The organism is Roseobacter sp. MH60115 (assembly GCF_015644665.1).
In the GTDB taxonomy this organism is placed as follows: Bacteria; Pseudomonadota; Alphaproteobacteria; order Rhodobacterales; family Rhodobacteraceae; genus Roseobacter.
This window is the reverse complement of record NZ_JADOBQ010000004.1, coordinates 499,270-522,953: the sequence shown is the minus strand read 5'-3', so window position 1 is coordinate 522,953 and position 23,684 is coordinate 499,270. Positions and strand designations below refer to the sequence as shown.

Annotated in this window: 25 protein-coding genes and 2 riboswitches; of the genes, 11 read left to right on the top strand and 14 right to left on the bottom strand. The window is 61.8% G+C overall.

Going from position 1 to position 23,684, the window contains the following annotated elements; genetic code table 11:
• The 3 genes from petA to ISX84_RS15605 all read right to left on the bottom strand — a co-directional run bounded on the left by petA (position 1) and on the right by ISX84_RS15605 (position 2,043).
• Positions 1–561 (bottom strand): ubiquinol-cytochrome c reductase iron-sulfur subunit, encoded by a 561-nt coding sequence (gene petA, locus ISX84_RS15615; protein ID WP_195821297.1) that lies wholly within the window; start codon positions 559–561, stop codon positions 1–3.
• A 199-nt stretch (positions 562–760) separates the two neighbouring features.
• Entirely contained in the window at positions 761–1,372 is a 612-nt protein-coding gene (locus ISX84_RS15610; protein WP_195821296.1) for a glutathione S-transferase, read from the bottom strand.
• Positions 1,373–1,410: 38 nt separating this feature from the next.
• Positions 1,411–2,043, bottom strand: a complete 633-nt coding sequence (locus tag ISX84_RS15605) for an FMN-binding negative transcriptional regulator (RefSeq protein ID WP_195821295.1) — start codon at positions 2,041–2,043, stop codon at positions 1,411–1,413.
• 64 nt (positions 2,044–2,107) lie between these two features.
• Positions 2,108–2,277: riboswitch (FMN riboswitch) on the top strand.
• A gap of 75 nt (positions 2,278–2,352) precedes the next feature.
• Here ISX84_RS15605 and ISX84_RS15600 point away from each other — a divergent pair.
• Positions 2,353–2,796, top strand: coding sequence for a 6,7-dimethyl-8-ribityllumazine synthase (locus tag ISX84_RS15600; protein WP_195821294.1), 444 nt, complete (start codon positions 2,353–2,355; stop codon positions 2,794–2,796).
• Positions 2,797–2,908: 112 nt separating this feature from the next.
• Here ISX84_RS15600 and ISX84_RS15595 read toward each other — a convergent pair whose 3' ends face one another.
• From ISX84_RS15595 to ISX84_RS15585, 3 genes are read right to left on the bottom strand one after another with little or no spacing between them, the layout of a single operon-like run.
• The gene (locus ISX84_RS15595) at positions 2,909–3,601 is read right to left on the bottom strand and encodes a thiamine ABC transporter ATP-binding protein (protein ID WP_195821293.1); all 693 of its coding nucleotides are present in this window, start codon (positions 3,599–3,601) and stop codon (positions 2,909–2,911) included.
• The gene (locus tag ISX84_RS15590; protein WP_195821292.1) at positions 3,588–5,144 is read right to left on the bottom strand and encodes a thiamine/thiamine pyrophosphate ABC transporter permease ThiP; all 1,557 of its coding nucleotides are present in this window, start codon (positions 5,142–5,144) and stop codon (positions 3,588–3,590) included. Before ISX84_RS15590 ends, ISX84_RS15595 begins: the two co-directional genes overlap by 14 nt.
• On the bottom strand, positions 5,120–6,100 hold the full coding sequence (locus ISX84_RS15585) for a thiamine ABC transporter substrate-binding protein (protein ID WP_195821291.1): 981 nt from the start codon (positions 6,098–6,100) through the stop codon (positions 5,120–5,122). Before ISX84_RS15585 ends, ISX84_RS15590 begins: the two co-directional genes overlap by 25 nt.
• A gap of 35 nt (positions 6,101–6,135) precedes the next feature.
• Positions 6,136–6,237: riboswitch (TPP riboswitch) on the bottom strand.
• Positions 6,238–6,329: 92 nt separating this feature from the next.
• On the opposite strand from ISX84_RS15585, the gene aroC reads away from it, so the two are divergent.
• Positions 6,330–7,430: a chorismate synthase gene (gene aroC / locus ISX84_RS15580; protein ID WP_195821290.1), complete on the top strand. Its 1,101-nt coding sequence runs from the start codon at positions 6,330–6,332 to the stop codon at positions 7,428–7,430.
• Between the two features lie 7 nt (positions 7,431–7,437).
• Here the strand turns inward: aroC and ISX84_RS15575 are convergent, their stop codons facing one another.
• Positions 7,438–8,031 carry a TetR/AcrR family transcriptional regulator gene (locus ISX84_RS15575; RefSeq protein WP_195821289.1) on the bottom strand — a complete coding sequence of 198 codons (594 nt, stop codon included), beginning with the start codon at positions 8,029–8,031 and terminating at the stop codon, positions 7,438–7,440.
• A 138-nt stretch (positions 8,032–8,169) separates the two neighbouring features.
• Between ISX84_RS15575 and ISX84_RS15570 the strand changes: the two genes are divergently transcribed.
• From ISX84_RS15570 to ISX84_RS15555, 4 genes are all read left to right on the top strand, one after another.
• Entirely contained in the window at positions 8,170–8,556 is a 387-nt protein-coding gene (locus ISX84_RS15570; protein WP_195821288.1) for a DM13 domain-containing protein, read from the top strand.
• Positions 8,557–8,628: 72 nt separating this feature from the next.
• Complete coding sequence (locus ISX84_RS15565; protein ID WP_195821338.1) at positions 8,629–9,603, top strand: DMT family transporter; 975 nt, start codon at positions 8,629–8,631, stop codon at positions 9,601–9,603.
• A 17-nt stretch (positions 9,604–9,620) separates the two neighbouring features.
• Entirely contained in the window at positions 9,621–10,220 is a 600-nt protein-coding gene (gene cobO / locus ISX84_RS15560; protein ID WP_195821287.1) for a cob(I)yrinic acid a,c-diamide adenosyltransferase, read from the top strand.
• 40 nt (positions 10,221–10,260) lie between these two features.
• On the top strand, positions 10,261–10,872 hold the full coding sequence (locus ISX84_RS15555; RefSeq protein ID WP_195821286.1) for a DUF6434 domain-containing protein: 612 nt from the start codon (positions 10,261–10,263) through the stop codon (positions 10,870–10,872).
• Here ISX84_RS15555 and ISX84_RS15550 read toward each other — a convergent pair whose 3' ends face one another.
• Together ISX84_RS15550 and ISX84_RS15545 are read right to left on the bottom strand one after the other, a co-directional pair.
• Entirely contained in the window at positions 10,873–12,441 is a 1,569-nt protein-coding gene (locus ISX84_RS15550; RefSeq protein ID WP_299860235.1) for an alkaline phosphatase D family protein, read from the bottom strand.
• 134 nt (positions 12,442–12,575) lie between these two features.
• Complete coding sequence (locus ISX84_RS15545; protein WP_195821285.1) at positions 12,576–13,445, bottom strand: branched-chain amino acid aminotransferase; 870 nt, start codon at positions 13,443–13,445, stop codon at positions 12,576–12,578.
• Positions 13,446–13,615: 170 nt separating this feature from the next.
• Between ISX84_RS15545 and ISX84_RS15540 the strand changes: the two genes are divergently transcribed.
• The 5 genes from ISX84_RS15540 to dxs all read left to right on the top strand — a co-directional run bounded on the left by ISX84_RS15540 (position 13,616) and on the right by dxs (position 18,028).
• A complete protein-coding gene (locus ISX84_RS15540) occupies positions 13,616–14,128 on the top strand; it encodes a MarR family winged helix-turn-helix transcriptional regulator (RefSeq protein WP_195821284.1) in 513 nt (170 codons plus the stop codon).
• Positions 14,125–14,826 (top strand): response regulator, encoded by a 702-nt coding sequence (locus ISX84_RS15535; RefSeq protein ID WP_195821283.1) that lies wholly within the window; start codon positions 14,125–14,127, stop codon positions 14,824–14,826. Before ISX84_RS15540 ends, ISX84_RS15535 begins: the two co-directional genes overlap by 4 nt.
• Before the next feature lie 146 nt (positions 14,827–14,972).
• The gene (locus tag ISX84_RS15530) at positions 14,973–15,215 is read left to right on the top strand and encodes an exodeoxyribonuclease VII small subunit (protein ID WP_195821282.1); all 243 of its coding nucleotides are present in this window, start codon (positions 14,973–14,975) and stop codon (positions 15,213–15,215) included.
• A gap of 2 nt (positions 15,216–15,217) precedes the next feature.
• Positions 15,218–16,087: a polyprenyl synthetase family protein gene (locus ISX84_RS15525; RefSeq protein ID WP_195821281.1), complete on the top strand. Its 870-nt coding sequence runs from the start codon at positions 15,218–15,220 to the stop codon at positions 16,085–16,087.
• Positions 16,088–16,096: 9 nt separating this feature from the next.
• The gene (dxs, locus tag ISX84_RS15520) at positions 16,097–18,028 is read left to right on the top strand and encodes a 1-deoxy-D-xylulose-5-phosphate synthase (protein ID WP_195821280.1); all 1,932 of its coding nucleotides are present in this window, start codon (positions 16,097–16,099) and stop codon (positions 18,026–18,028) included.
• A 3-nt stretch (positions 18,029–18,031) separates the two neighbouring features.
• On the opposite strand, the gene ISX84_RS15515 is transcribed toward dxs, so the two are convergent.
• The 5 genes from ISX84_RS15515 to ISX84_RS15495 all read right to left on the bottom strand — a co-directional run bounded on the left by ISX84_RS15515 (position 18,032) and on the right by ISX84_RS15495 (position 23,669).
• Positions 18,032–18,649 (bottom strand): exopolysaccharide biosynthesis protein, encoded by a 618-nt coding sequence (locus ISX84_RS15515; RefSeq protein ID WP_326838747.1) that lies wholly within the window; start codon positions 18,647–18,649, stop codon positions 18,032–18,034.
• Positions 18,612–19,490 (bottom strand): SDR family oxidoreductase, encoded by an 879-nt coding sequence (locus ISX84_RS15510; protein ID WP_195821279.1) that lies wholly within the window; start codon positions 19,488–19,490, stop codon positions 18,612–18,614. The genes ISX84_RS15515 and ISX84_RS15510 overlap by 38 nt, the downstream gene beginning before the upstream one ends.
• A 41-nt stretch (positions 19,491–19,531) precedes the next feature.
• Positions 19,532–20,785, bottom strand: a complete 1,254-nt coding sequence (locus ISX84_RS15505) for a glycosyltransferase family 4 protein (protein WP_195821278.1) — start codon at positions 20,783–20,785, stop codon at positions 19,532–19,534.
• A 69-nt stretch (positions 20,786–20,854) separates the two neighbouring features.
• Positions 20,855–21,634: a carnitinyl-CoA dehydratase gene (locus tag ISX84_RS15500; RefSeq protein ID WP_195821277.1), complete on the bottom strand. Its 780-nt coding sequence runs from the start codon at positions 21,632–21,634 to the stop codon at positions 20,855–20,857.
• Positions 21,609–23,669, bottom strand: coding sequence for an acetate--CoA ligase family protein (locus ISX84_RS15495; RefSeq protein WP_195821276.1), 2,061 nt, complete (start codon positions 23,667–23,669; stop codon positions 21,609–21,611). The genes ISX84_RS15500 and ISX84_RS15495 overlap by 26 nt, the downstream gene beginning before the upstream one ends.
• Positions 23,670–23,684 lie beyond the last annotated feature (15 nt).

Below are 23,684 nucleotides of genomic sequence, written 5' to 3'. Positions count from 1 at the left end.
TTAACCGAGTTTGATCGTGGTTTCATCCACGAATTCTGCTGTGGGTACCGGCAGGTTTGTCGGTGCCGGGCCTTTACGAATGCGGCCTGCGGTGTCGTAGTGCGACCCGTGGCAGGGGCAGAACCAGCCGCCAAAGTCGCCCGCGTCGCCCAGAGGCACGCAGCCAAGGTGCGTACACACGCCCATCATCACCAGCCATTCACCGGTTTCATCCAGTGCGCGGTTTTCATCGGACGCATCAGCGTCCGCAGCGATATTCGCGTTCTCGGCGCCCTGATCCGGCAGATCGCTCAGCTCAACATCGCGCGCGGCCGAGATTTCTTCTTCGGTCCGGCGACGAATGAACACCGGCTTGCCCAGCCACTTCACGGTCAGCTGTGTGCCGGGCTCTACCTCGCTCACATCGACACGGATCGAAGAAAGCGCACGCACGTCAGCGGAAGGGTTCATCTGGTTGACCAGCGGCCAGACAGCTGCACCCGTGGCGATAACGCCGGCGCCGCCTGTGGCATAGTAAAGGAAATCCCTCCGGGTGCCTTCGTGATCTTCTGCGTGGGACACGGCTTTGCTCCATTTCCAGGGCCGGGGACCGGCCAATAATCCGTTTGGCCGCGCAATGCGCAGCCTTTCTCCAGCGGGTATGTAGCGCCGTGCTTCCGTGGCGTCCAGTAATCAAAACCGCGCAAAGGGTCGCAGGCGCAACCACTTTCAGCGTTTTTTAGGCTTATCTTCCACGAAAGTCGTTAATCCCCACAAGATTTCAGCCCGCAGGCGGCTGGGTCGCCTGCATGGACGCCCGCGAATCAAACTGTGCATGCCAGGCGGCCAGAGCCTCATTGCCCGTCCGCCAGTTCCGCGCACCATGGCGGAAATCGACATAGGACAAGGCACAGGCAACCGAGATATGGCCCATGTCGATGGGTCCGGAGAGATGGCTCATCCAGCGGGCGTTCAGCACGGATATCGCGCGCGCCACCTTGGCCCATTGCGCCTCGATCCAGTCGCCATACTGCATCTCTTCCGGACGCAGGCGCATCTCATAGGCCATGGAAACCGCGCAATCCATCATGCCATCTCCTGTCGCCTCAAGCGTCAGTGTTTCCCAGCGCGAGGTGCCTGCAGGATACATCTTGCCGCCATAGAGATCGTTGAGGAAGGCGGTAATCACCCGGCTGTCATAAAGCGTTGTGCCGTTGTCACGGACCAGTGCGGGCAGTTTGGCCAGCGGGTTGCTGGCGGCGAGACCCTCGTCTGAGGCAAAGGCCGTCGATGTCACACCTGCCAGCTCGACCTCATCCGCCTTGTCCAATTCGTGCAGCAGAACAACGACCTTGCGCACAAACGGTGATGCGGGGGAATGAAAGAGTTTCATGAGCCTATCCTTTTCCGGTGATGCGGACACTAGCAGAGCTATGCGCCCTGTCCATTGGCCCCGCGCATCAGGGCCGCCAGAACGGTCAGATCCGTGCCGATACCGTAAGCTTCCACATGATCGGCTGCGCGCATCCGCACGTCGTCGGGCTTGTTCTGGTTGAGCTTCCATGTACCATCCACGCCGGTCACGCGCATCCGGCAGGGCACGATCGCGCGCATCATCCGCTCCATCACACCATCCGACATTTTCGACGGCGTCCAGGGCGTTTTGGGCAAGAGGCGATCCTCGAAAAACGCGGACTGGCGATCAAGCAGATCGTGCAATTCATCCTGGGGGCGCAATTCCAACATCCCGGTCAGATGCACGGCCACATAGTTCCATGTGGGCACTTGATCCACCACATCGTACCAGTCCGGCGACACGTAGCTGTCGGGGCCGGAGACCGCGATCCGGGCCGCAGCAGGCCCGTCTTTCAACGCCCGCGCAATCGGATTGGACCGCAACAAGTGCAGCCACAGCGTGTCGCCTGCGTCATCCAGCAGGAACGGGATATGCGACATCCATGGCCCCTCTGCCCCGCCGACCGCCAGAATTCCAAAGGCGCGATCACGGGCATAGGCAAGATTTGCAGCAGCTTCATGGGTATGGAAAACGGGATTGGGGTGCATGCGGTCCAGCCTTCAGAATGGGTATGATTCCTCTTGCAGGCTTTCCGACATATTGGCAAGCTCAGCGCATTCTCAGGGCGGGGCGGAATTCCCCACCGGCGGTATGAAGGCTCCGGCTATCGGAGACCTTTGAGCCCGCGAGCGCAAGGGATTTCTCTGCGGAAATCCCTTGGTCCAGCAGATCTGGTGAGAGGCCAGAGCCGACGGTCATAGTCCGGATGAAAGAGAATGCGGATGCACGTGGGTCTTTGGCCTGCGCGCAGTCGTGATCGCCTTGGGTGGACGTGTCTGAACCTAAAGGAGATCAACATGACACACACCCGTTTCGCCTTTGTCAAAGCGCAGTGGCACGCAGATATCGTGGACCGCGCCTATGACGGTTTTACCCAGACCATCCCCGCCAGGGAGGTCGATGTGTTTGACGTGCCCGGCGCGTTCGAGATGCCGCTGATGGCGCGCGACCTGGCCCTTACCGGAACCTATGCCGCTGTTGTCTGCGCCGCCTTTGTCGTGGACGGCGGCATTTATCGCCATGATTTTGTGGCGCAATCGGTTGTCGACGGGCTGATGCGCGTGGGCCTCGATACCGGCGTGCCGGTGCTGTCGGTCTCGCTGACCCCGCATCAGTATCAGGAGACCGAACACCACAATGCTATCTATCGTGCGCATTTCCTCGAGAAGGGGCGCGAGGCCGCAGAGGCCGCACTTGGGATCCTGAAGGCCCGTGCAGCGCTGCGCGCGGACGCGGCCTAAGACGTCAGACCGTGCACAATCTCAGGGAAGAGAAGCGCCCTTGCCCCCATCGAAGGGGCACGGGCGCTGCCCGGCACATGTGCCGGGCGGTGGCGCCTGACAGCAGACGACCCTATCCCAAATAGGCGCGCAAGGCGGGGGGTGGATCCTCCAAAAGCGACTTGGCGGGTTGTGGGGCCGCAGCCCGCCCACCTTCAACAAAAATCACATCATCCGCGATCCGCCGCACGTCTGCAGGGTCGTGGGTGACCATGAGCAATGTGGCCTCTGCCTCCGCGCTCAATTCCTGCACCAGATCGAGCATTTCCTGCCGGAGTGCCGGACCGAGGGCGGCAAAGGGCTCGTCCAGCAGGATCACCGGGCGATCCTGAACCAGCACCCGCGCAAGAGCGGCGCGGCTTTGCTGCCCGCCCGAAAGCGCGCCGGGTTTGCGCGCGGACATGCCCCCCAGGCCCACCCGCTCCAATGCAAGATCAACGCGTGCATTGTCTTCTAGCGTCAGCTTCAGATCAGGCCGGATGCCCAAGCCGATATTCTGCGCAATACTGAGATGCGGAAAGAGATTGTTGTCCTGAAACAGCATCGCAATCGGCCGCCGTCCCGGTGCCGTGTGGGTGATATCCCGGTCCTGCCACCAAAGCCGCCCCGCGGCGAGCGGCAGAAAGCCTCCGATGGCGCCCAACAACGTCGATTTACCAGCGCCAGAGGGACCGATCACGGCAGTCTTGCGTCCCGGCGCGATCTCGAAATCCGCCTCCAGCGCGAAATCGCCCTGGGCGATCCGAATGGTCTCAAGCCTCAGCACCCCAGCGGCCTCCCTTGTCGCATATCCAGAACAGCCCCAGCGCCATGGCAAGCAGCAACAGCGCCGCCCCCGCCGCCGCCTCTGTCCGGTAGGCCCCCATCAGCCGGTACATCTGCAAGGGTAGCGTGGCGCGATCGGGATCGGCAAAAAGCGCGATGACCCCCAGATCTCCAACAGACAGCGCACCGGTAAGACCCGCGGCAAAGCCGATCTGCGCCCGCAACCGTGGCAACACCAGCCAGCGCCACGCGGACCAGCCCTGCATGCCAAGTGACCGGGTCAGCCGGTCATAGGTTGTCAGCACCTCGCGCAGGGGCGGCACCAAAATGCGCAGGGCAAAGGGCAATGCCATCAGCGCATTTATCAGCGCGGTGACCGGCAAGGCCAGCGGCACCGGATCCGCGATGGGGTTGATCAGGATGAACCAGCCAGTGCCGATCATCAGCGGGGAGGCCGAGAGACCAATCAGGCCGATGGCTTCCGCCCCTCCGGCCCGCCGGGTGCTGATCCATCCGGCCATGGGCAGGGCAATCGCCAGCAGCACCGCGATGCTCAGCACCGCAACGCCCAGTGAATTGCCCGCTGTCTTCCAGACGACCCAGGGCATTTCCGGCAAGCCCTGCAGACCCGCCAATAGGATGGCCATCAAGGGCAGCAGCAGAAAAGCGCTGCCCAAGGCGATGATACCCGTGTCCAACGCCCGTTGCATCCCGCCGCGCGCATCCCAGCGGCGCAGCTTTCGATCCAGCCCGGCGGTCAGCGGGAAGTTCGGAAGGACCCAGAGCGCGATCAGCGCAGCGCTCCCCGCCAACAGAAGCTGGATGATGGAAAGCAACGACGCCCGGGCGAGGTCGAAATCGAACCGAAAGGCCTGGTAAATGGCCAGTTCAATGGTGGTGGCGCGGGGCCCCCCGCCCAGTGTCAGTGCCACGGCAAAGCTGGTCAGGCAGATCACGAAGATCAGGGCCGCAGCACCGGGCACAACCTGCAACAACAGGGGGTATTCTAGCGTACGACGGATCATCGCCGGCGGCAGATCAAGCTGGGCGGCAAGGCGGAACCGTTCCGCGGGGATGCTTTGCCATCCCTGCAATAACAGGCGTGTGGCCAGCGGCAGGTTGAAGAACACATGGGCCAGCACCACGCCATGCAGCCCGTAAATCGACAGGCCGGGCAGCCCAAGGGCTCCCAGCACCTCATTCACCCACCCGGTCCGGCCAAAGACGGTGAGAAGGCCAAGGACCGCCACAATGACCGGCAGAATGAAAGGCGCGCCCAGAAGCGTGATCAGCGCCCCCCGCCCCCAGAACCAGCGGCGGGCCAGTGCGCGAGCAAGTGGGATTGCGCAGATGACGGAGATCACCGCCGACCATGCGGACTGAACCACCGTGAACCGGATCGCCGCCCATTCCGCCGGGCCAAGCCCACGGCCCACTTCAGCGCGCAGCCCCAGCCCGACAAAAGACAGCACGACCACCGCAACGACAAAGCCGCCCGCGATGACCCCTGTGGTACCGATTACTGGCTGAGCGCGTTGCGCCATGTCTCGATGGCCTGGTCTTTGCGGCTTTCAGCTTCTTCTTCCGAGTAGAAGAGGACCTTTTCCGGCAACGGCAGTTGTGCCCACCCTTCTGGCCACTGATCTTCGGGCAGCGCCGAAGGCAAGGACCAGTTGGCCGTCGGGATCATTTGCTGAAAATCCGTGGAGAGCACATAGGCCATGAAGGCGTCCGCCAGTTCCGGCGCGTCGGTCTTGGCAATCTTGCCCACGGTTTCGACCATGAAGTAGTGGCCTTCCGGGAAGATCGCCGCCTTTTTCGTGAAATCCTCTTCGGCAAACATGTGGTAGGCGGGCGAGGTGGTGTAGCTCAACACCATATCCACCTCGCCATCGGTGAACATGCCGTAGCTGGCGGACCAGTCCTTGGTCACGGTCAGGATTTTGGGCGCGAGTTTGGCCCAGACATCCGCGGATTTATCGCCGTAGACCGCCTCGACCCAGAGTACGAGCGCCAGGCCCGAGATTGAGGTGCGCGGGTCCTGGATGACCAGTTTGACGTCGTCGTCCATCTCGAGCAGCGCATCAAAACTGGCGGGCGGGGCATCCATCATGGTTTCATTGTAGATGAAGGCCGTGTGCCCGTAGTTGAAGGGCAGGAAGGTGTCATCGCCCCAGTCAATCGGCAGCGTCAGGGCAGCATTATCCTGCCCATGCGGGGCAAAGAGACCCGTGGCGCGGGCCTTGGCGGTCACGTCAGAGGTCAGGCCAATCACCACATCTGCCTTGGTCCGCTCACCTTCGAGCAGGAGGCGCGGCAGCAGATCGCCCGTGGAGAATTGCAGGTCGCAGTTGCAGATCTCTTCGAAGCCCGCTTCGATCTTGGGGCCCGGGCCCCATTCCGACGTAAAATAGTCGCCTGCATAGACGGTCAGCACCGAGGTATCGGCCCCGGCCTGCGTGGCCAGCAGCAGCGTTGTGGCAAGTAGGGTTCTCCGCATGATCAATCCTTTCAAATGCGACGAACGGATGAGAGGATGATCAAGCTCACCTTCCCTCCGCCGGTCTTAACCGGTTCAGGTTCTACGGGTCCGCGCGTGCGCACATCTCAGCCTGAAAGGCCCCCCGAGGTATGATCAGGGGTAAAGCGGCACTGCTGGATTGGCAAGCGATAAGCTCTTGAGGCGGCCCGCCCGCCCCGCTAAGCACGCGGATCAAAGGAGCCGCGCAATGTCGATCAACAGCTTTGGCCATCTTTTCCGCGTGACCACCTGGGGTGAAAGCCACGGGCCTGCTTTAGGGGCAACCGTTGACGGATGCCCGCCGGGCGTGGCGATCGACGAGGCGATGATCCAGCAATGGATGGACAAGCGTAAGCCGGGGCAGAACAAATACACCACACAGCGGCGCGAGGCCGATGAGGTGAAAATCCTCTCTGGGGTGTTCGAAGGTCAGACCACGGGCACGCCGGTGCAACTGATGATCGAAAACACCGATCAACGCTCCAAGGACTATGGCGACATCAAGGACAAGTTTCGCCCCGGTCACGCGGACATCACATATTTCCAGAAATACGGCATCCGAGATTATCGCGGGGGCGGCCGGTCAAGCGCGCGCGAAACGGCAGCGCGTGTTGCCGCCGGTGGTCTTGCGCGCGCGGCGATTGCGGCGCTTGTCCCGGGCGTTGAAATCAAGGGGTACATGACGCAGATGGGGCCGCATCAGATTGATCGGGACCGGTTTGACTGGGACCAGATCGATGCGAACCCTTTCTGGGTACCGGATGCGGTGGCCGCCGAGGATTGGGCAGCCTACCTTGATGGCTTGCGCAAGTCCGGCAGTTCCGTGGGCGCCGTGATCGAGGTCGTGGCGCGGGGAGTGCCCGCAGGTCTGGGCGCGCCCGTCTATGGCAAGCTGGACACGGATCTGGCCGCCGCGATGATGAGCATCAATGCCGTCAAGGGTGTGGAAATCGGTGAGGGCATGTCCGCCGCCATGCTGACGGGCGAATTGAACGCGGATGAGATCACCATGGGCCCGGATGGGCCGCTCTATTCTTCAAACCACGCCGGTGGCATTCTGGGCGGCATCAGCACCGGGCAGGACATCGTGGTGCGCTTTGCCGTCAAACCCACGTCCAGCATCCTGACCACGCGCCGTACGATCACCAAGTCCGGGGAAGAAACCGAGATCATCACCAAAGGCCGTCACGACCCTTGTGTCGGCATCCGCGCGGTGCCCGTGGGGGAGGCGATGATGGCCTGTGTGCTGCTGGATCACATCCTGTTGCACCGCGGTCAGGTGGGTGAGAACCGCGGGCACATCGGCTGAGCACGGATCAGACCGGTTCCATATCCAGCAGCCGCGCGACACTCTCCACGCTCTGTTCCAGAATGCCCAAGGGCATGCGGGACCGCGCCAGCACCCGCAAACCGATGTAGTGGGTCAACAGAACGTTGGCGAGGGCTTTGCGCTCTGTATCGGGCAGTGCGCGATGGGTTGCGGACGCGCGCAAGGCGGCTTCGAACCCGTCCCGTATCCCTCTCATACCCTTCTCAACCGCCTCGGCAATCTCCGGATCTGACATTTCGAAACCAGCTGCGGCAGAGCAAAGCAGGCAACCGCGCGTGTCCCCGGCGGCCACGGCAGCACAAAGCGCGGCAAAAAGGCTGAGGATACGCGCGCGCCCGTCCGGCACTTGCGCATCCGCCAGCCGCGCCTTTGCAGCGCCAACCGCCTCCTCTTCATAGTGCTCCAGCACCAGTAGAAAGAGATTCTTCTTATCCTTGAAAGCCTTGTAAAGGCTGCCGCGAGTCAGCCCCATGCCGTCCAGCAAATCAGGCAGGGAGGCCTCCAAGAAGCCCTTTTCCCAAAAGACAGCTGTCGCTTTCTTGATCGCGTCTTGCGTGTCAAACTCTCTGGGGCGTGCCATCCGGGTCTCCTGCGTTCCGGGTAATATAGTTCGGAACCACTTGTTACACAACTCACGCAGACGTGTATTGTACTGATTGGTTCCAAATTCTAGATTGGCGTCGAGACCAACACCCACCTGCAGAAAAGGACCAGACCCATGAAAAACATTCTCTCCGCCCTTCTCGTTGTCGGCCTGACCGCCCTCGCCACGTTCGGCGCCGTTGCTGGCACCACCCAGCAGTCTACCTTCACCGGTAAAAGCGATCACATCACCACCGGCGGCGTGACCATTGTGAAAAACGCCGATGGCACGGCGACCGTGACGCTGGAAGACGACTTCTCTCTTGATGGCGCGCCTGACCCGCGCGTGGCCTTCGGCAAGGACGGTGCCTATGTGCCCGCCGGTGACCTGGGCGAGTTGAAAAAGCTGAACGGCAAGCAGGTCTACACCGTGCCCGCCTCCATCAATATCGACGACTACAACGAAATCTACATCTGGTGCCTCAAGTTCTCCGTGCCGCTGGGCGTTGCCCCGCTGAGCTAACGGCCCTGCATGGATCAAGCGGGCCGTGCAGGTGCGCTTGATCTTTCCAGCCCGGAGGCGCAAGAGGGCCATATGGCCCAGGACATGACCCAACACAGACCTGGCCGCGCAATTGCATTGAAGCTTTGCGCGGTCTTTCTGTTCATGGTCATGGCGGCCATCATCAAGAGCGTATCAAGCGAGGTGCCGCCGGGCGAAGCCGTTTTCTTTCGCTCCCTCTTTGCCATTCCGATCATTGCGATATGGCTGGCACAGCGCGGGCAACTGCGCGAAGGGCTCATTCCGTCGAACCTCATGGGCCATGTCTGGCGCGGCGTCTTTGGCACCTCGGCCATGGGATTGACCTTTGCGGGCCTCGGGCTGCTGCCCCTGCCCGAGGTTACCGCCATCGGCTACGCAACGCCGATGTTTGCGGTGATCTTTGCCGCCCTGTTTCTGGGCGAACGCATCCGCGTGATCCGTCTCTCAGCGGTTGCTCTTGGCCTAATCGGGGTGATGATCGTAATCGCCCCGCGTCTCAGCATCGGGGCCGATGAGATGTCCCGCGCTGCCACCTTTGGCGCGATCCTGGTGTTGATCGCGTCGGTTCTGCGCGCCCTGGTGCAAATCCACGTCCGTCGCCTTGTGCAGACGGATCACACGGCGGCCATCGTCTTTTACTTCTCGGCGACCGCGACCTGTCTCGCGCTGTTATCTGCCCCCATCGGATGGATTGTCGATCATCCCGCCTTTGTCTGGGTCTGGCCGGAACGCTCTGTCGTCCTGTTGCTGATCACCGCCGGGCTGATCGGCGGTGTGGCCCAGATCATGGTCACCTCGTCCTACCGCTTTGGCGGCGCCTCAATGCTCGCCCCCTTCGACTATGCCTCGATGATCTTTGCCAGCCTCATCGGCTATGTGGCCTTCAACGAGGTGCCTACGGGGCCGATTCTGCTCGGCTCTGCCCTTGTCATTTCCGGCGGTATCCTGATTATCTGGCGCGAACGCCAGCTGGGGCTCGACCGCAGCAAGTCCAAACCCAATCAAACGCCTCCAGGCACCCCCTGACACCAAGGAATAACCTCATGTCGGACACGCAGGACCACAAAGAGAAGATGAAAGCCGTGCAGGCCAAGCAGCGCGCCAAGGTGGCCGAGGCACAGGATCCCGAACGCGGGCTTGTTCTGGTGCACACCGGCAAGGGCAAGGGCAAATCCTCCAGCGCCTTTGGCGTTGTGATCCGGGCGCTGGGATGGAAGCAGAAGGTTGGTGTCGTCCAGTTCATCAAGGGTAAGTGGATCACCGGTGAAAAGAGGTTTTTCGATCAGCTGGGCGACGTGACCTGGCACACGATGGGCGAAGGTTTCACCTGGGACACGCAGGACAAGGACCGCGACATCGCCGCAGCCGAGGCGGCCTTTGCCAAGGCGGTCAATATGATGGAAAGCGGCGAGTTTGACCTCATTGTTCTCGATGAAATCAACATCGCGCTGCGGTACGACTATCTGGATGTGCACAAGGTGATCGAGAGCCTGAAGGGGCGTGACAAACGCACCGGGGTGATCCTGACGGGCCGCGATGCCAAGCCCGAGCTGATGGACTATGCCGATCTGGTCACCGAGATGACGGAGGTCAAACACCCGTTTCAGGCAGGCATCAAGGCCCAGCGCGGGGTGGATTTCTAAGCCACCCGGAACATGTTGCGGGTCACAGAGAGGACCCGTGATGTCAAAAACACGCGAAAATCGGCCCGAAATCACAACCGTCACCAACGGTACAGAACTGCGACGCTGGTATTGGACCAAGTCCGAACTGGTGGCGCAGGCCAAGGCGCTCGGGCTTCGGACCACCGGCGGCAAGTTCACCATCCTCGACCGGCTTGCGCATTACCTCGACACCGGCGAGAAAACCTGGCTAGGAGAGGTTCGCAGCAAGCCTCGCTCGAAATTCGATTGGCACAGCGCGGAATTGACACCAGAGACGGTCATCACCGACAGCTATCGTAACAGCCAGAACGTCCGGCGCTTTTTCAGGGCGCACGCCGGGGATGGTTTCAAGTTCAACATCGCCTTCATGACATGGATGAAAAACAACACCGGCAAAACGCTGGCGGATGCTGTAGAAGAATACTTTCGCCATAAGGCCGAAGCGGCACAGCCCGGCTTTCAAAGCGAAATTGCCCATCACAATCAATTCAACCGATACACCCGCGATTTTCTGGCCGACAATCCAGACAAGACGATGAAGGACGTGCGGAAATTCTGGGCCCTGAAACGCGACATGCCGTCCGAGGATGGACGGCATGTCTATCACAAGTCCGATCTGGACCTCGACTGATTAAAGACTGGCGCCCTTCGGGTCCAGCGTCACCGTGTAAAGCTCTGTATCCGCGCGGTCCATCAGACGGACCTTCATCTGCTGGGTCTGCGCATCGATATCGACAAGACCGAAGAACTGCAGCCCCGCGCTTGGCGGCAGGTTGATCCCCTGCTCTTCCGTTGGCGCTTTGACGTATTTCACCTCCGCCCCGAAGGTCATGTCCATCGCATTCGGACCGAAGGTCCCTGCGTGCAGTGGGCCGGAAACGAACTCCCAGAAGGGCTCGAAATCCTGGAACTGCGCCTTGTCGGGGTTGTAGTAATGCGCTGCCGTGTAGTGCACATCGGCGGTGAACCAGACGGTGTTGTCGATCTTGGCCGTCTTGATGAACCGCAAGAGCTCCGCCACTTCCACCTCGCGGCCCATCGCGGGGCCGTTCACCCCATCCGCGATGCCTTCGGAGCCTGCCTGTTCGCGGAAGTTGTCCCAGACAATCAAGCCGATGGGTTGGTCCGATGCGATCACTTTCCATGTGGCCTTGGAGGCGGCCAGCTCGCGCTTGAGCCAGGCCATCTGCTCGGCCCCCAGCACCCGCTGGTCATCGGTCAGGTCCGTGGTCATCTCCGCCATGTTCGGCCCGCGATAACTGCGCAGATCGAGGAAGAAGACATCCAGCATCGGGCCATAGTTGATCTTGCGGTAAACGCGGTTCGGCTCTTCGGGCGTGATCCGCAGTGGCGTCATCTCGTGGAAGGCACGGGTGGCGCGGGCCTGCAGGACATGCACCGACTTTTCCGAATAGCGATCATCGCCCAACAGATCCTTGCTGTCGGACCAGTTGTTCACGACCTCGTGGTCGTCCCACTGCATGAAGGTTGGCACGGCTGCATTCATCGCGCGCACATGTTCGTCCAGCATGTTGTATTTCCACTGACCGCGGAATTCATCCAGCGTCTCGGCCACCTTGCGCTTTTCGTCCGGCAGAACGACGTTTTTCCAGATCACCGCGCCGTCTTTCTCGACTTCGTCTTTCATCGGGCCATCAGCATAGACCGTGTCGCCGGAATGGATGAAGAAATCCGGCTGGTGCTGCGCCATGGTCGTATAGGTCGCCATACCCGCGTCATCGATCCCCCAGCCCTGACCGGCAGTATCACCGGACCAGGCGAAACGGATGTCACGCCGTGCTGTCGGCGCGGTCCGAAAGCGCCCGATCAAGGGTTCGGAAACAGCATTGATGTCGCTCAGATCGGCGGCGACGAAGCGGTAAAAGATATCCTGATCGGAGGGCAGCCCGCTGACCAGCCGCTTGATCGCCATGTCGCTGGACGGGATGGCATCCATCGACGCAAGACGCCGCACGTTGGCAAAGCTCTCGGTGGTGGAGACTTCCATGGTCACGCGCGCCGGGCGATCCGTCCGGGTCCAGATCATGCCCGAAGACGTGTCGACATCCCCCGACTGCACACCATGTGTGAAGATGGGCCGCGCGGCGGCACGGCTGATGCCCGGCATCGCGAGGCTGGCGGCAAAAGCGGTGGAGCCTGCCAGAACGGCGCGGCGGGTCGGGCGGATAAGTCGTGTCACAAGAATTCTCCATGTGGCGATTGGCTACCGCGCTATGGAACAGGTCTTGTGTAACAAATGCCCGACACCCGGGTAACGGGAAAGGCAAAAGATTGTGACGGGCGACAAACGGCCGACCCGTCACTTTGTCGATGTCAGCTGCGCACCAGCGTCTCGTAGCCTTGCGCGATATCGCGGGTGATGCTACCGACCTCGAAATTATAGTCGCCGATCTGACCCACGGGCGTGACTTCAGCGGCGGTCCCGGTCAGCCAGCACTGCTCGAATCCTTCCAGCTCTTCGGGCATGATGTGACGCTCGTGCACTTTGATCTGGCGGTCTTTCAGCATGCCAATGACGGTCTGCCGCGTGATCCCGTTGAGAAAACAATCCGGGTCCGGCGTATGCACTTCACCGTCTTTGACAAAGAAGATGTTGGCGCCCGTCGCTTCGGCCACATAGCCGCGATAGTCAAACATCATCGCATCAGAACAGCCTTTGGCCTCTGCCGCGTGTTTCGACATGGTGCAGATCATGTAGAGCCCCGCCGCCTTGGCGTGGCTCGGGATGGTCTCGGGGCTCGGGCGTTTCCACTTGGAGATGTCGAGCTTGGCGCCCTTCATCTTTGCATCCCCGTAATACGCGCCCCATTCCCAGGCCGCGATGGCCAGTTGCACCGGATTGCGTGCAGAGGCGACCCCCATGTCCTCGCCCGCGCCGCGCCAGGCGATGGCCCGCACATAGGCGTCCTGCAGCCCGCTGGCCGCCAGAACCTCGACCTTGGCGGCCTCAATTTCATCCACCGTGTAGGGGATTTCGAAGTCGATCATCTGCGCCGAACGCACCAGGCGTTCGGAATGCGCGCGGCTTTTGAAAATCTTGCCGTTATAGGCGCGTTCGCCTTCAAAAACCGAGGAGGCATAGTGCATGGCATGGGTCAGAATGTGGACATTGGCCTCGCGCCATTCGACCATTTGGCCGTTCATCCAGATCTTGCCGTCGCGATCATTGTAAGCGCCTGCCATTGTCTTTCCTTCCAAGGTTGGCAACAAAATTTCCGAATATTGCGCAAATTACGCCCGAACCGGACATAAAGTTGCGCAAAAGATGCGATTCGATAGCCCTTAACCCTTGGAATGTCAACAACACTGACATATGCTGTAACACAATGGCAGGGTGATTATTGAGGCATGTGATGGCAGACGGGCGCGCACCTTCAGCCCAAAGCGGTGAAAACCTTTTGTTTTTGACCGATGAGCAGTTGCGGCAGGGCATCGAGGCGATGTTCTTTGCCTATCGCGGGTTCACGGCCGACCCTGATCGTATCCTCTCGGACATGGCTTACGGGCGCGCCCACCACCGCGCCGTGCACTTCATCAATCGCGCGCCGGGCACCACGGTCAACAACCTGCTCAACATTCTCGGGGTCACGAAACAATCGCTCAACCGTGTCTTGCGCACGTTGATCGAGGATGGTCTGGTTGAGAGCAAGGTCGGGAAGGCGGACAAGCGGGAACGTCATCTGTTCCTGACAGAGGAGGGCCACGCGCTGGAACAGAAACTGTCGGACGCACAGCGGGTACGGATGCGGATGGCCTACCGGGAAGCCGGGCCGGACGCCGTCGCCGGGTTCCGCCGGGTGCTTGAGGCGATGATGGACCGGGAAATGCGCAACGCCTACGGAAGACTTAAGGATAGTGGCACATGAGCGATATGGACGCGCACCTGCTGATCGTCGACGATGACGAGCGGATCAGGACACTTTTGCAGAAATTCCTGATGCGTAATGGGTTTCTGGTGACCGCCGCACGGGACGCGGCGCATGCGCGGCGCATTCTGTCTGGGTTGGATTTCGATCTGATTGTGCTCGACGTCATGATGCCGGGTGAGGATGGTTTGGAGCTGACCAGATCCTTGCGGGAAACCCGTGCCGTGCCGATCCTGCTGCTGACCGCCAAGGGCGAGACCGGCAATCGGATTGAAGGGCTGGAAGCGGGCGCGGATGACTATCTGCCAAAACCTTTCGAGCCAAAGGAGTTGCTCTTGCGCATCAACGCCATTCTGCGCCGTATGCCCGAAGCGCCCGCCGATCAGACCGCGCCCAAGGTGCTGACGCTCGGGGGCATTCGATATGACATGGAACGTGGCGAGATGTGGCAGGGTGAAGACCTCGTGCGGCTGACCGCCACCGAAATGCAGCTGATGAAAATTTTCTCGGCCAGTTGCAATGAGCCGATCAGCCGCGCCAAGCTGGTCGAAGAGCTGGGGCGGGATCGCGGGCAGGCGCAGGAGCGCGCCGTCGATGTGCAGATCACCCGTTTGCGCCGCAAAATCGAGGAAGATCCCAAGCAGCCGCGGTATCTGCAAACGGTGCGCGGGGCGGGGTATATGCTGGCGCCGGAATAGCAAGCAGGGCGTGTGGGGGCTGTCTGCCCCCGGCCCTGACGGGCCTCCCCCGAGGATATTTCTGGCCAGAAGAAACAGGGCGCGGGCTGGCACAGCGCAGAAATACCCGCTAGAAAACCGCCAGCGCAAAGACAGGATTTCCGACCATGACCGATATCCCAGTGGATCAAATGAGCTTTGAACAGGCCATGGCTGAGCTTGAGAAGGTCTTGGGCCAGTTGGAGCGTGGCGACGTGGCGCTGGATGAGAGTATTGCTCTTTACGAGCGTGGTGCGGCCTTGAAAGCGCGCTGCGAGGCCAAGCTAAAAGAAGCCGAAGAGAAAGTCGCCGCCATTACATTGGACGGCGACGGCACACCGACGGGGACGACACCGGTCGAAGGGCTCTGACCATGTTCGAGACCCGTCTGGACGCGGATGCTCAGGCCATTCAAACGCATTTCGACCTGATATTGGGGCGTCTGGGCGATTTGCCCGTGGTGCAGGCCATGGCGCATGCGACTCAGGGCGGCAAGCGTTTGCGGGGGTTTCTGGTACTGGAAAGCGCGCGGCTTCATAACATCGACATCGGGGCGGCGATCTGGCCTGCCACGGCCATTGAGGCGCTGCATGCCTATTCGCTGGTGCATGATGATCTGCCCTGCATGGACGATGATGACATGCGGCGCGGTCGCCCAACGGTGCATCGCAAATGGGACGAGGCAACCGCTGTGCTGGCGGGTGATGCTTTGCAGACGCTGGCCTTCGAACTGGTGACGGGCACCGAGGCAGGCCTGGAGGCACAAGTGCGCGCCGCACTCGCATTGCGCTTGGCCCGCGCCAGCGGGGCGCAGGGGATGGTTCTGGGGCAGGCGCTCGATATTGCGGCGGAAACGGCTCAGCATCCTTTGGCACTGGACGACATCACAGCACTTCAGCGCGGCAAGACAGGCGCCCTGATCGAATGGGCTGCCACCGCCGGGGCCGTGATGGCCGAAGCAGATACCACCGCCCTGCAGGACTATGCGCGCGCGCTTGGCCTTGCCTTCCAGATTGCCGATGATGTTCTGGATGTGACCGGAGACAGTGCGACGGTCGGCAAGGCGGTTGGCAAGGATGCCGACGCAGGCAAGGCAACTTTTGTGTCGCTTCTGGGGCTGGACGCGGCCCGGCGACGCGCCGATGATCTGGTGGAGGACGCCTGCGACAGCCTGGGGGGTTACGGCGCGCGCGCAGACACTCTAAAAGAGGCTGCGCGCTTTGTCGTGACGCGCGCGCATTGAGAGGGGCACATGACCTCAGACAAACCCGAAACACCGCTGCTGGACAGGATCCGGCGCCCTGCGGATATGAAAGCCCTGTCTGATCGGGAGCTGACCCAGCTGGCGCATGAGCTGCGGGCCGAAACCGTCTCTGCCGTCTCGGTGACCGGCGGGCATCTGGGCGCGGGTCTGGGTGTTGTTGAATTGACGGTGGCGCTGCATGCGGTCTTCGACACGCCGCGCGACAAGCTGATCTGGGATGTGGGCCACCAGTGTTATCCGCATAAAATCCTGACTGAGCGCCGGGACCGCATCCGCACGCTACGCATGAAAGACGGGCTCAGCGGCTTCACCAAGCGCAAGGAATCGCCCTACGATCCCTTTGGCGCGGCGCATAGTTCGACCTCGATCTCTGCCGCTTTAGGTTTTGCCGTGGCGCGGGATCTGGGCGGCGTGGTGCCCGAAGGGCTGGGCGACGCCATTGCGGTGATCGGCGATGGCTCGATGAGCGCGGGCATGGCCTATGAGGCGATGAACAACGCGGGCCATCTGGGCAAACGCCTGATTGTGATCCTCAATGACAATGAAATGTCCATCGCTCCGCCGGTGGGCGCCATGTCCACCTACCTCAGCAAACTTTACGCAGAGGAACCGTTCCAGGATTTCAAGGCCGCTGCCAAAGGTGCCGTCAGCCTGTTGCCCGAACCCTTCCGCGAAGGGGCCAAACGCGCCAAGGACATCCTGAAGGGCATGGCCGTGGGGGGCACGCTGTTCGAACAGCTCGGGTTTTCTTATCTCGGGCCCATCGACGGGCACGACATGGACCAGTTGCTGCCCGTCCTGCGGACCGTAAAAGCGCGTGCAACCGGGCCGATCCTGATCCATGTGCTGACCAAGAAAGGCAAGGGATACGCGCCTGCGGAATCCGCGCGGGACAAAGGCCACGCCACGGCCAAGTTCGACGTGATCACCGGCGAGCAGAAAAAAGCACCGTCAAATGCGCCCAGCTATACCCGCGTCTTTGCCGACAGCCTGCTGCAGGAGGCCGCAGAGGACGACAAGATTTGCGCCGTCACGGCGGCGATGCCGGATGGCACTGGCCTCAACCTTTTTGCCGAACGCTATCCAAGCCGGTGCTTTGACGTGGGCATCGCGGAGCAACACGGGGTGACTTTCTCCGCTGCCCTGGCCGCGGGCGGGATGAAACCCTTTTGCGCGATGTATTCCACCTTCCTGCAGCGCGGCTATGACCAGGTGGTGCATGACGTGGCGATCCAGCGCCTGCCGGTGCGTTTTGCCATCGACCGGGCCGGGTTGGTCGGCGCGGATGGGGCAACGCATGCAGGCTCTTTCGACATCGCCTATCTTGCCAATCTGCCGGGCTTTGTGGTGATGGCTGCGGCGGATGAGGCGGAGTTGAAACACATGGTCGCCACGGCGGCGGCGCATGATGATGGTCCCATCGCCTTCCGCTTTCCGCGCGGTGAAGGCAATGGCGTCGAGATGCCGGAGCGCGGCGAGGTGCTGGAGATCGGCAAGGGCCGGATCATTTCCGAAGGCGCGCGCGTCGCCCTTTTGTCATTCGGGACGCGGCTGGCCGAAGTGGAAAAAGCAGCTGAGGCGCTCACCGCGCGGGGCATCCGCCCAACGGTTGCAGACGCACGTTTTGCCAAGCCGCTGGATCGTGATCTGATCCTGCAGCTGGCCGCCGATCACGAGGCGCTGATCACCATCGAGGAAGGTGCCGTGGGCGGTTTCGGCAGCCATGTCGCGCAGCTTCTGGCCGACGAAGGGGTCTTTGATACCGGGCTGAAATACCGCTCCATGGTGCTGCCCGACATCTTCATCGATCAGGCCAGCCCGGCGGATATGTATGCCGTGGCGGGCATGAACGCAGCCGAGATTGAGAGCAAAGTGCTGAACGTGCTTGGTGTTGCGCAGATCGGCGAAGCCCGCGCCTGAGCGTCAGGTCACCGCCACCTGTAGCAGCAGCACCGCACCCAGCGGCACCGCAATCATGCCGATGTAGCCTGCGATGACAAAGTAGCCGTCCCGCGCGAAAAGACCAAAGGCGAAGAGCCCAATGGTCGCCGCCGCCAGCGATGTAACGCCCGGCACCAGTTCCAGCGCGGGCCAGCCCAGTGGGATCACCGCGCATTGCAGCAGAATGATCATGCGCATCGGCCCGCGGGTCAGGTATTGCAAGCGCGGAGAAGAATTCCGATCAATCCACGCGGCCGGGCGACGCAGCCATGCCACGACACGCGTCAGGGTAGAGGCCCCGATGCGCATCCGCATGATGCGCTGGGGCAGCCAGAGCCTGCGTCCCATGAGCCCCTGCACGGCCAGCATCACGATGATGACTGCAGAGATTGTCGGAATGCCCGGCACGCCCGACATCGGGGACACGAGGAAAAGCGCGACCACCAGAATGACGGGTGTGATGGTCCTGTCCCCGATCTCGGACAGGATATCGCGCATTTCGACTTTTTCATCCGTCGCCGCGCGATCCACCGCGTCGAGCAATGTGCTCAGCGGCCAGTCTCTATAGTCCTGAAACGTCCTGATCTCGATTTTCCTCACGCAACAACGCCTCCAGCCCGGTCCGGTAGTCGGGATAAAGCAGCTGGACACCCAACTCCTCTTTGATGCGATCGTTCCGAACTTTTTTACTCTCGGCGTAAAAGCTGCGCGCCATGGGGGTCATCTCTGCCGTCTCGAAATCGACGGCAGGGGGTAGCGGGACCTCCAGTAATTCGGCGGCATAGGCGATGACATCCTGCGGCGGCGCCGGATCGTCGTCGCAAAGATTATAGACCGCACCGGGGTTCGGCTGCGCCAGCGATGCCTCCAGCACTTGTGCGATGTCCTGCACGTGAATGCGCGAGAACACCTGCCCCTGTTTGATGATACGCCGGGCCGTACCCGCGCGCACCTTGGCAAAGGGGCCGCGCCCGGGGCCATAGATGCCAGCCAGCCGAAAGATATGCAGGTTCAGACCCGGTATCGCCTGCCATTCGGCTTCGGCGGCAACCCTTGCCCGGCCCCGTTTCGTGGAGGGCGTCAGGTCGGCGTTTTCATCCACCCAGCCGCCCGCATGATCGCCATAGACGCCGGTGGTGGACAGATACCCGACCCAATCGAGCCGGGGCGCGGCCTCGGTGATCTCCGCCCGCATCTCGGCCAGAACCGGATCGCCCGCCGGCCCCGGCCCGGCGGAGATGAGCACCGCGTCCGCTGCGGCCAACGCATCCGTCACGTCGGCGCCCGGCCAGATCAAAGGTTCCACGCCGGTGGCGGCAATGTCCTCGGCCTTCTCAGCGCTGCGCGTGGTACCGATGACGCGCCAGCCCTTTTGGATCAATCGGGGCGCGAGGGCCCTGGCACTGAACCCGTGCCCGAACGACAGAAGTGTTTTGCTCATAGGCTCAAAGTGGACCGCACCCGCGCCGGGCGCAAGATGCGCTAGGCATCCATTATGATCTCTTTGGCCTTCGGGACCAGACCGTTGATGCGTGCCAGATGCTCCGGCAGGCAGCCGGTCAGAAAATCGTGGTGCTGTACGATATGCGCGCGCGCCGCCGACCCGAGATGGGCAAAGGCACCGGGGTCTGAGACAACATCAATGACCTGCTGCGCCAGCGCATTCGGATCGTGGAAATCGACCAGCATCCCGGTCTCTCCATGGGTGATCACTTCACGCACCGGCAAGACGTCCGAGGCCACGATAGTCGCCTGCATCGCCATCGCCTCCATCAGGGACCATGACAGCACGAAAGGCATCGTCAGGTAGATATGACAGCGGCTGAGCTGCACCAGATTCTGAAACTCCGGATAGGGGATCTGCCCGAGGAAATGCACGCGATCCCAGTCGATGTCCCGCCCCACTTCCTCTTCCATCTCGCGACGCAGACCGCCGGGACGTTCAGACTTGCCGCCGTAGGACACATCATTGCCACCGATGATCAGCACGCGCGCCTTGGGACGTTCCCGCAAAATACGCGGCAAGGCGCGCATCAACACGTGAAACCCGCGTGTCTTTTCCAGATTGCGCGCCACATAAGTGATCACCTCATCCTGCCGCGTGAGCGGATGATCCAACCGGCCCAGAGACAGGGACGCGTCTGCCTTTGGCACCAGCTTATCGGTGCGGATGCCATCGTGGCAGACATACATGCGGTCATGGAAACTCGCCGGGAAGCGGTCGCGCTGCCACAGGGTCGGGCATTGCCCCAGATCGACGGTCTCGATATTGGCCAGCGGCACCGCGTTGCGTGCCTGCATCAGGAAGGGCGCGTGGTCGGACACGGTCTCCGCAGGGTCAAACCCCACCAAACCGCCCTGCAGATTATAGTAGTATTCGAAATACCCGATGATCGGCACATCCGGCCAGACCTGTTTGAAAAACGTAAGCTCCCCCCAGCCGACGTGCCCCACCACGATATCCGGCTTGAAACCGTGATCGCGCTCCAACTTGCGCGCCGCCGCCGCCGCCCCAAAGCCGGAACCCGTGGCCGCCTCCCAGACCTTGGAAAGCCCGTAGGCGTCCTTGCCCGGCACGTGATGCGGTTTGTAGATGACGGTGCGCACGCCATCGAATTTCGGCGGGTTACGGCGCTGGGTCAGAAAGGCGATCTCATGTCCGCCCGCTGCCAGCAGCCATTGCACGATCTCGCGATACTGGCCGGGCATGTTCTGGTGCACAAAAAGCAGTTTCATCGATACTCACACCATTCTTTCAAACCGTCACCTCCCATAGCGGCAGACGGGTGGTTTCGGCAAATCCAATCAGCGGCCTTTCCACACCGGGTCGCGTTTTTCCGCAAAGGCCCGCGCGCCTTCCAACTGGTCTTCGGAAGCATAAAGCCGGTCCACCGTTTCAAGCTGCCGCCCGGTGATCCGGTTCATCGCATCCTGGAACTTGGCATCCTCCGCGTCCCGCACGATCTCCTTGATGGCGGCGTAAACAAGCGGCGGACCGGAGGCGATCAGCTCCGCCAGCGCCCAGACCCGCTGCTTCAGCTCTGTGGCCGGCACAACCTCATTGACCAGCCCCCAGCGGTGCGCCTCCTGCGCGTCAAACCATCTGCCGGTCAACAGCAGTTCCATCGCGATGTGATAGGGAATGCGTTTAGGCAGCTTCACGGACGCCGCATCCGCCACGGTGCCCGACCGGATTTCCGGCAGGGCAAAGGTCGCATGATCCGCCGCCAGGATCATGTCAGCGCTCAGGGCCAGCTCCAACCCACCCCCACAGGCGATCCCGTTCACGGCGGCAATCACCGGTTTGTTCAACCCACGCAATTCCTGCAGCCCGCCGAACCCGCCAACGCCGTAATCTCCATCCACCGCGTCGCCCTCGGCTGCGGCCTTCAGATCCCAACCGGGGCAAAAGAATTTCTCACCCGCACCGGTGAGGATGGCGACACGCAGCGCCGGGTTATCGCGAAACTCGGCAAAGACCTCCCCCATAATGCGAGAGGTTTTCAGATCGATGGCATTTGCCTTGGGTCGGTCCAGCGTGACCTCAAGGATGGCCCCCTTACGAGCAGTTTTGATCGGGTCCATGCCTCTCTCCTTCTGAAATCGCCGACGTATCCAGCACCATCAGCGCATCCGCGGCAACCGCCGATGTCGGTGTACAGATCAGCGGGTTGATCTCAACTTCCGCGATCTCGCCCTGATGCGCAATCACACATCTCTGCAGCGCCATAACGGTCTCGACAATCGCACTCAAATCAACGGGTGGCTTGCCGCGAAACCCAGTCAGCAGCGGGTAGGTTTTGAGGTGGCACAGGGCCTGCCGGACGTCCATCTCGGTCACCGGCAGCAGTAACGACGCGCTGTCCTGCCACAATTCCGTCATGACACCGCCGGTTCCGAGGGTCAGGACGTAGCCGTGTGCGGCATCCACAGTGACCCCGATCAGCAGTTCGGCGATACCGCCCTGCACCATCTCTTCGATCAGCAAACTGCCCTTGGGCAGCGTCCGTGCCGCATCAGGCAGATCACCGTGAGACAGGCCAAGACGCACCGCGCCAACTTCCGATTTATGCGCAATCCCCTGTGCCTTGAGCGCCAAGGGCGCGCGCAGCGCCGTGGCATCAACCTGCAAAACATCCTCGCAGACCAAATGGGCAGGCACGATCACACCAAAGCGTTGCAACAGGCCTTTCGCCTCTGCCTCCTTCAGCATCCGGGGCGTGGCGGGCGGTGACGCAACCAAGGGCGGCGCGACACTAGGCGCGGACAGATGCGCCGCCGCCTCCGCCGCCACCATCGCCTCGCGCAGGCCAAAGAGCGGGGTGACCCCGGCCTGCATCAACGTCGCGGCAACCTCAGCGGGCATCAGTTCCGGCAGCGTCGAGACCACGGCCACGGGCCGCCCGCTGGCCCGGTAAGTCGCAATCGCAGCCTCGGTCGCGCAATGCCAATCCGCAGCATCGGTATGCGGGTAGTCAACGAGTATCAAAACCAATCCGATATGTGCTGCCGCCATCGGGGTCCAGGCCGCCGCCATTTTACGGGCATCCCCCCAGATATAGGTGTGATAGTCCAGCGGATTGGACAGGGCGACCATCGGGCCCAATACCTCCTGCAACGCCGTCTTTTGCTGAGGTTCCAGCGCCGGAAAGGACAGCCGCATGCCCACGGCGGCGTCTGCCGCCAGGCTGGCCTCTCCCCCGGAACAGCTGATGCTCGACAAAGTGGGGTGCTCCAGCGGACCCGCGACATGCAGCAGCTTCAAGGTTTCCAGAAAGCTCGGCAAATCATGCACACGAGCAATCCCCAAACGCGCCAGAAAAGCGGCGGCCCCGGCATCGCTGCCCGCAAGGGAGGCGGTATGCGACAGGGTCGCGCGTTGCGCTTCTTGCGACACGCCCGCCTTCAAAGCCACCAGCGGCACCCCCTTGCCATGTGCTTTTATGGCCAGCGCGTGCCAGGCCGCAGTACCCCCGAACCCTTCAATATGCAGACCAATTGCGGTGATCCGCGGATCATCCAACAGTGCAGAAGCCAGATCCGCCTGCGAGGTCTGGGCCATGTTCCCACAGGTCCCGACAAAGGCAATTGGCAGCCCGCGTTGCTGCATCGTCAGGTTGATCGCGATGTTGGAGCTCTGTGTCAGGATCGCGACACCCCGCTCCACCGACACACAACCATGCTGATCCGGCCAGAGCATTGCGCCGTCCAGCGCGTTGATGAACCCATAACAATTCGGCCCGAGGATGGGCATATCGCCCGCCGCCGCAACCAGAGCCGATTGCAAATCATGGGCGCTGCCATCTTCTCCGGTCGCTTCGGAGAAGCCTGACGCGAAACAGACCGCGCCCCCCGCCCCCATCTGCGCCAAAGCCGACACGACCTGCACGGTCAGATGCCTGTTCACACCAATGAAAACCGCGTCCGGCACACCGGGCAGATCAGCAACCGATGCCACGGCGGCAATCCCCTCCACCCGCGCAGGGTCAGGATGCACCCGCCAGATCTCACCGCCAAACCCCATGCCATGCAGCTGCCGCACCACCTGCTGACACCACATACCGCCGCCGATAACAGCCACGGACCGGGGCCGCAACAAACGATCAAAGTCACGGCTCACCCGAAACCCCCAGCG

Bases quoted from the DNA above. Each gene is read 5' to 3' on its own strand.
- ISX84_RS15610 (WP_195821296.1), bottom strand. From the start codon at position 1,372: ATGAAACTCTTTCATTCCCCCGCATCACCGTTTGTGCGCAAGGTCGTT.
- ISX84_RS15605 (WP_195821295.1), bottom strand. From the start codon at position 2,043: ATGCACCCCAATCCCGTTTTCCATACCCATGAAGCTGCTGCAAATCTT.
- ISX84_RS15600 (WP_195821294.1), top strand. From the start codon at position 2,353: ATGACACACACCCGTTTCGCCTTTGTCAAAGCGCAGTGGCACGCAGAT.
- ISX84_RS15590 (WP_195821292.1), bottom strand. From the start codon at position 5,144: ATGGCGCAACGCGCTCAGCCAGTAATCGGTACCACAGGGGTCATCGCG.
- ISX84_RS15585 (WP_195821291.1), bottom strand. From the start codon at position 6,100: ATGCGGAGAACCCTACTTGCCACAACGCTGCTGCTGGCCACGCAGGCC.
- aroC (WP_195821290.1), top strand. From the start codon at position 6,330: ATGTCGATCAACAGCTTTGGCCATCTTTTCCGCGTGACCACCTGGGGT.
- ISX84_RS15575 (WP_195821289.1), bottom strand. From the start codon at position 8,031: ATGGCACGCCCCAGAGAGTTTGACACGCAAGACGCGATCAAGAAAGCG.
- ISX84_RS15570 (WP_195821288.1), top strand. From the start codon at position 8,170: ATGAAAAACATTCTCTCCGCCCTTCTCGTTGTCGGCCTGACCGCCCTC.
- ISX84_RS15565 (WP_195821338.1), top strand. From the start codon at position 8,629: ATGGCCCAGGACATGACCCAACACAGACCTGGCCGCGCAATTGCATTG.
- cobO (WP_195821287.1), top strand. From the start codon at position 9,621: ATGTCGGACACGCAGGACCACAAAGAGAAGATGAAAGCCGTGCAGGCC.
- ISX84_RS15555 (WP_195821286.1), top strand. From the start codon at position 10,261: ATGTCAAAAACACGCGAAAATCGGCCCGAAATCACAACCGTCACCAAC.
- ISX84_RS15545 (WP_195821285.1), bottom strand. From the start codon at position 13,445: ATGGCAGGCGCTTACAATGATCGCGACGGCAAGATCTGGATGAACGGC.
- ISX84_RS15540 (WP_195821284.1), top strand. From the start codon at position 13,616: ATGGCAGACGGGCGCGCACCTTCAGCCCAAAGCGGTGAAAACCTTTTG.
- ISX84_RS15535 (WP_195821283.1), top strand. From the start codon at position 14,125: ATGAGCGATATGGACGCGCACCTGCTGATCGTCGACGATGACGAGCGG.
- ISX84_RS15530 (WP_195821282.1), top strand. From the start codon at position 14,973: ATGACCGATATCCCAGTGGATCAAATGAGCTTTGAACAGGCCATGGCT.
- ISX84_RS15525 (WP_195821281.1), top strand. From the start codon at position 15,218: ATGTTCGAGACCCGTCTGGACGCGGATGCTCAGGCCATTCAAACGCAT.
- dxs (WP_195821280.1), top strand. From the start codon at position 16,097: ATGACCTCAGACAAACCCGAAACACCGCTGCTGGACAGGATCCGGCGC.
- ISX84_RS15510 (WP_195821279.1), bottom strand. From the start codon at position 19,490: ATGAGCAAAACACTTCTGTCGTTCGGGCACGGGTTCAGTGCCAGGGCC.
- ISX84_RS15505 (WP_195821278.1), bottom strand. From the start codon at position 20,785: ATGAAACTGCTTTTTGTGCACCAGAACATGCCCGGCCAGTATCGCGAG.
- ISX84_RS15500 (WP_195821277.1), bottom strand. From the start codon at position 21,634: ATGGACCCGATCAAAACTGCTCGTAAGGGGGCCATCCTTGAGGTCACG.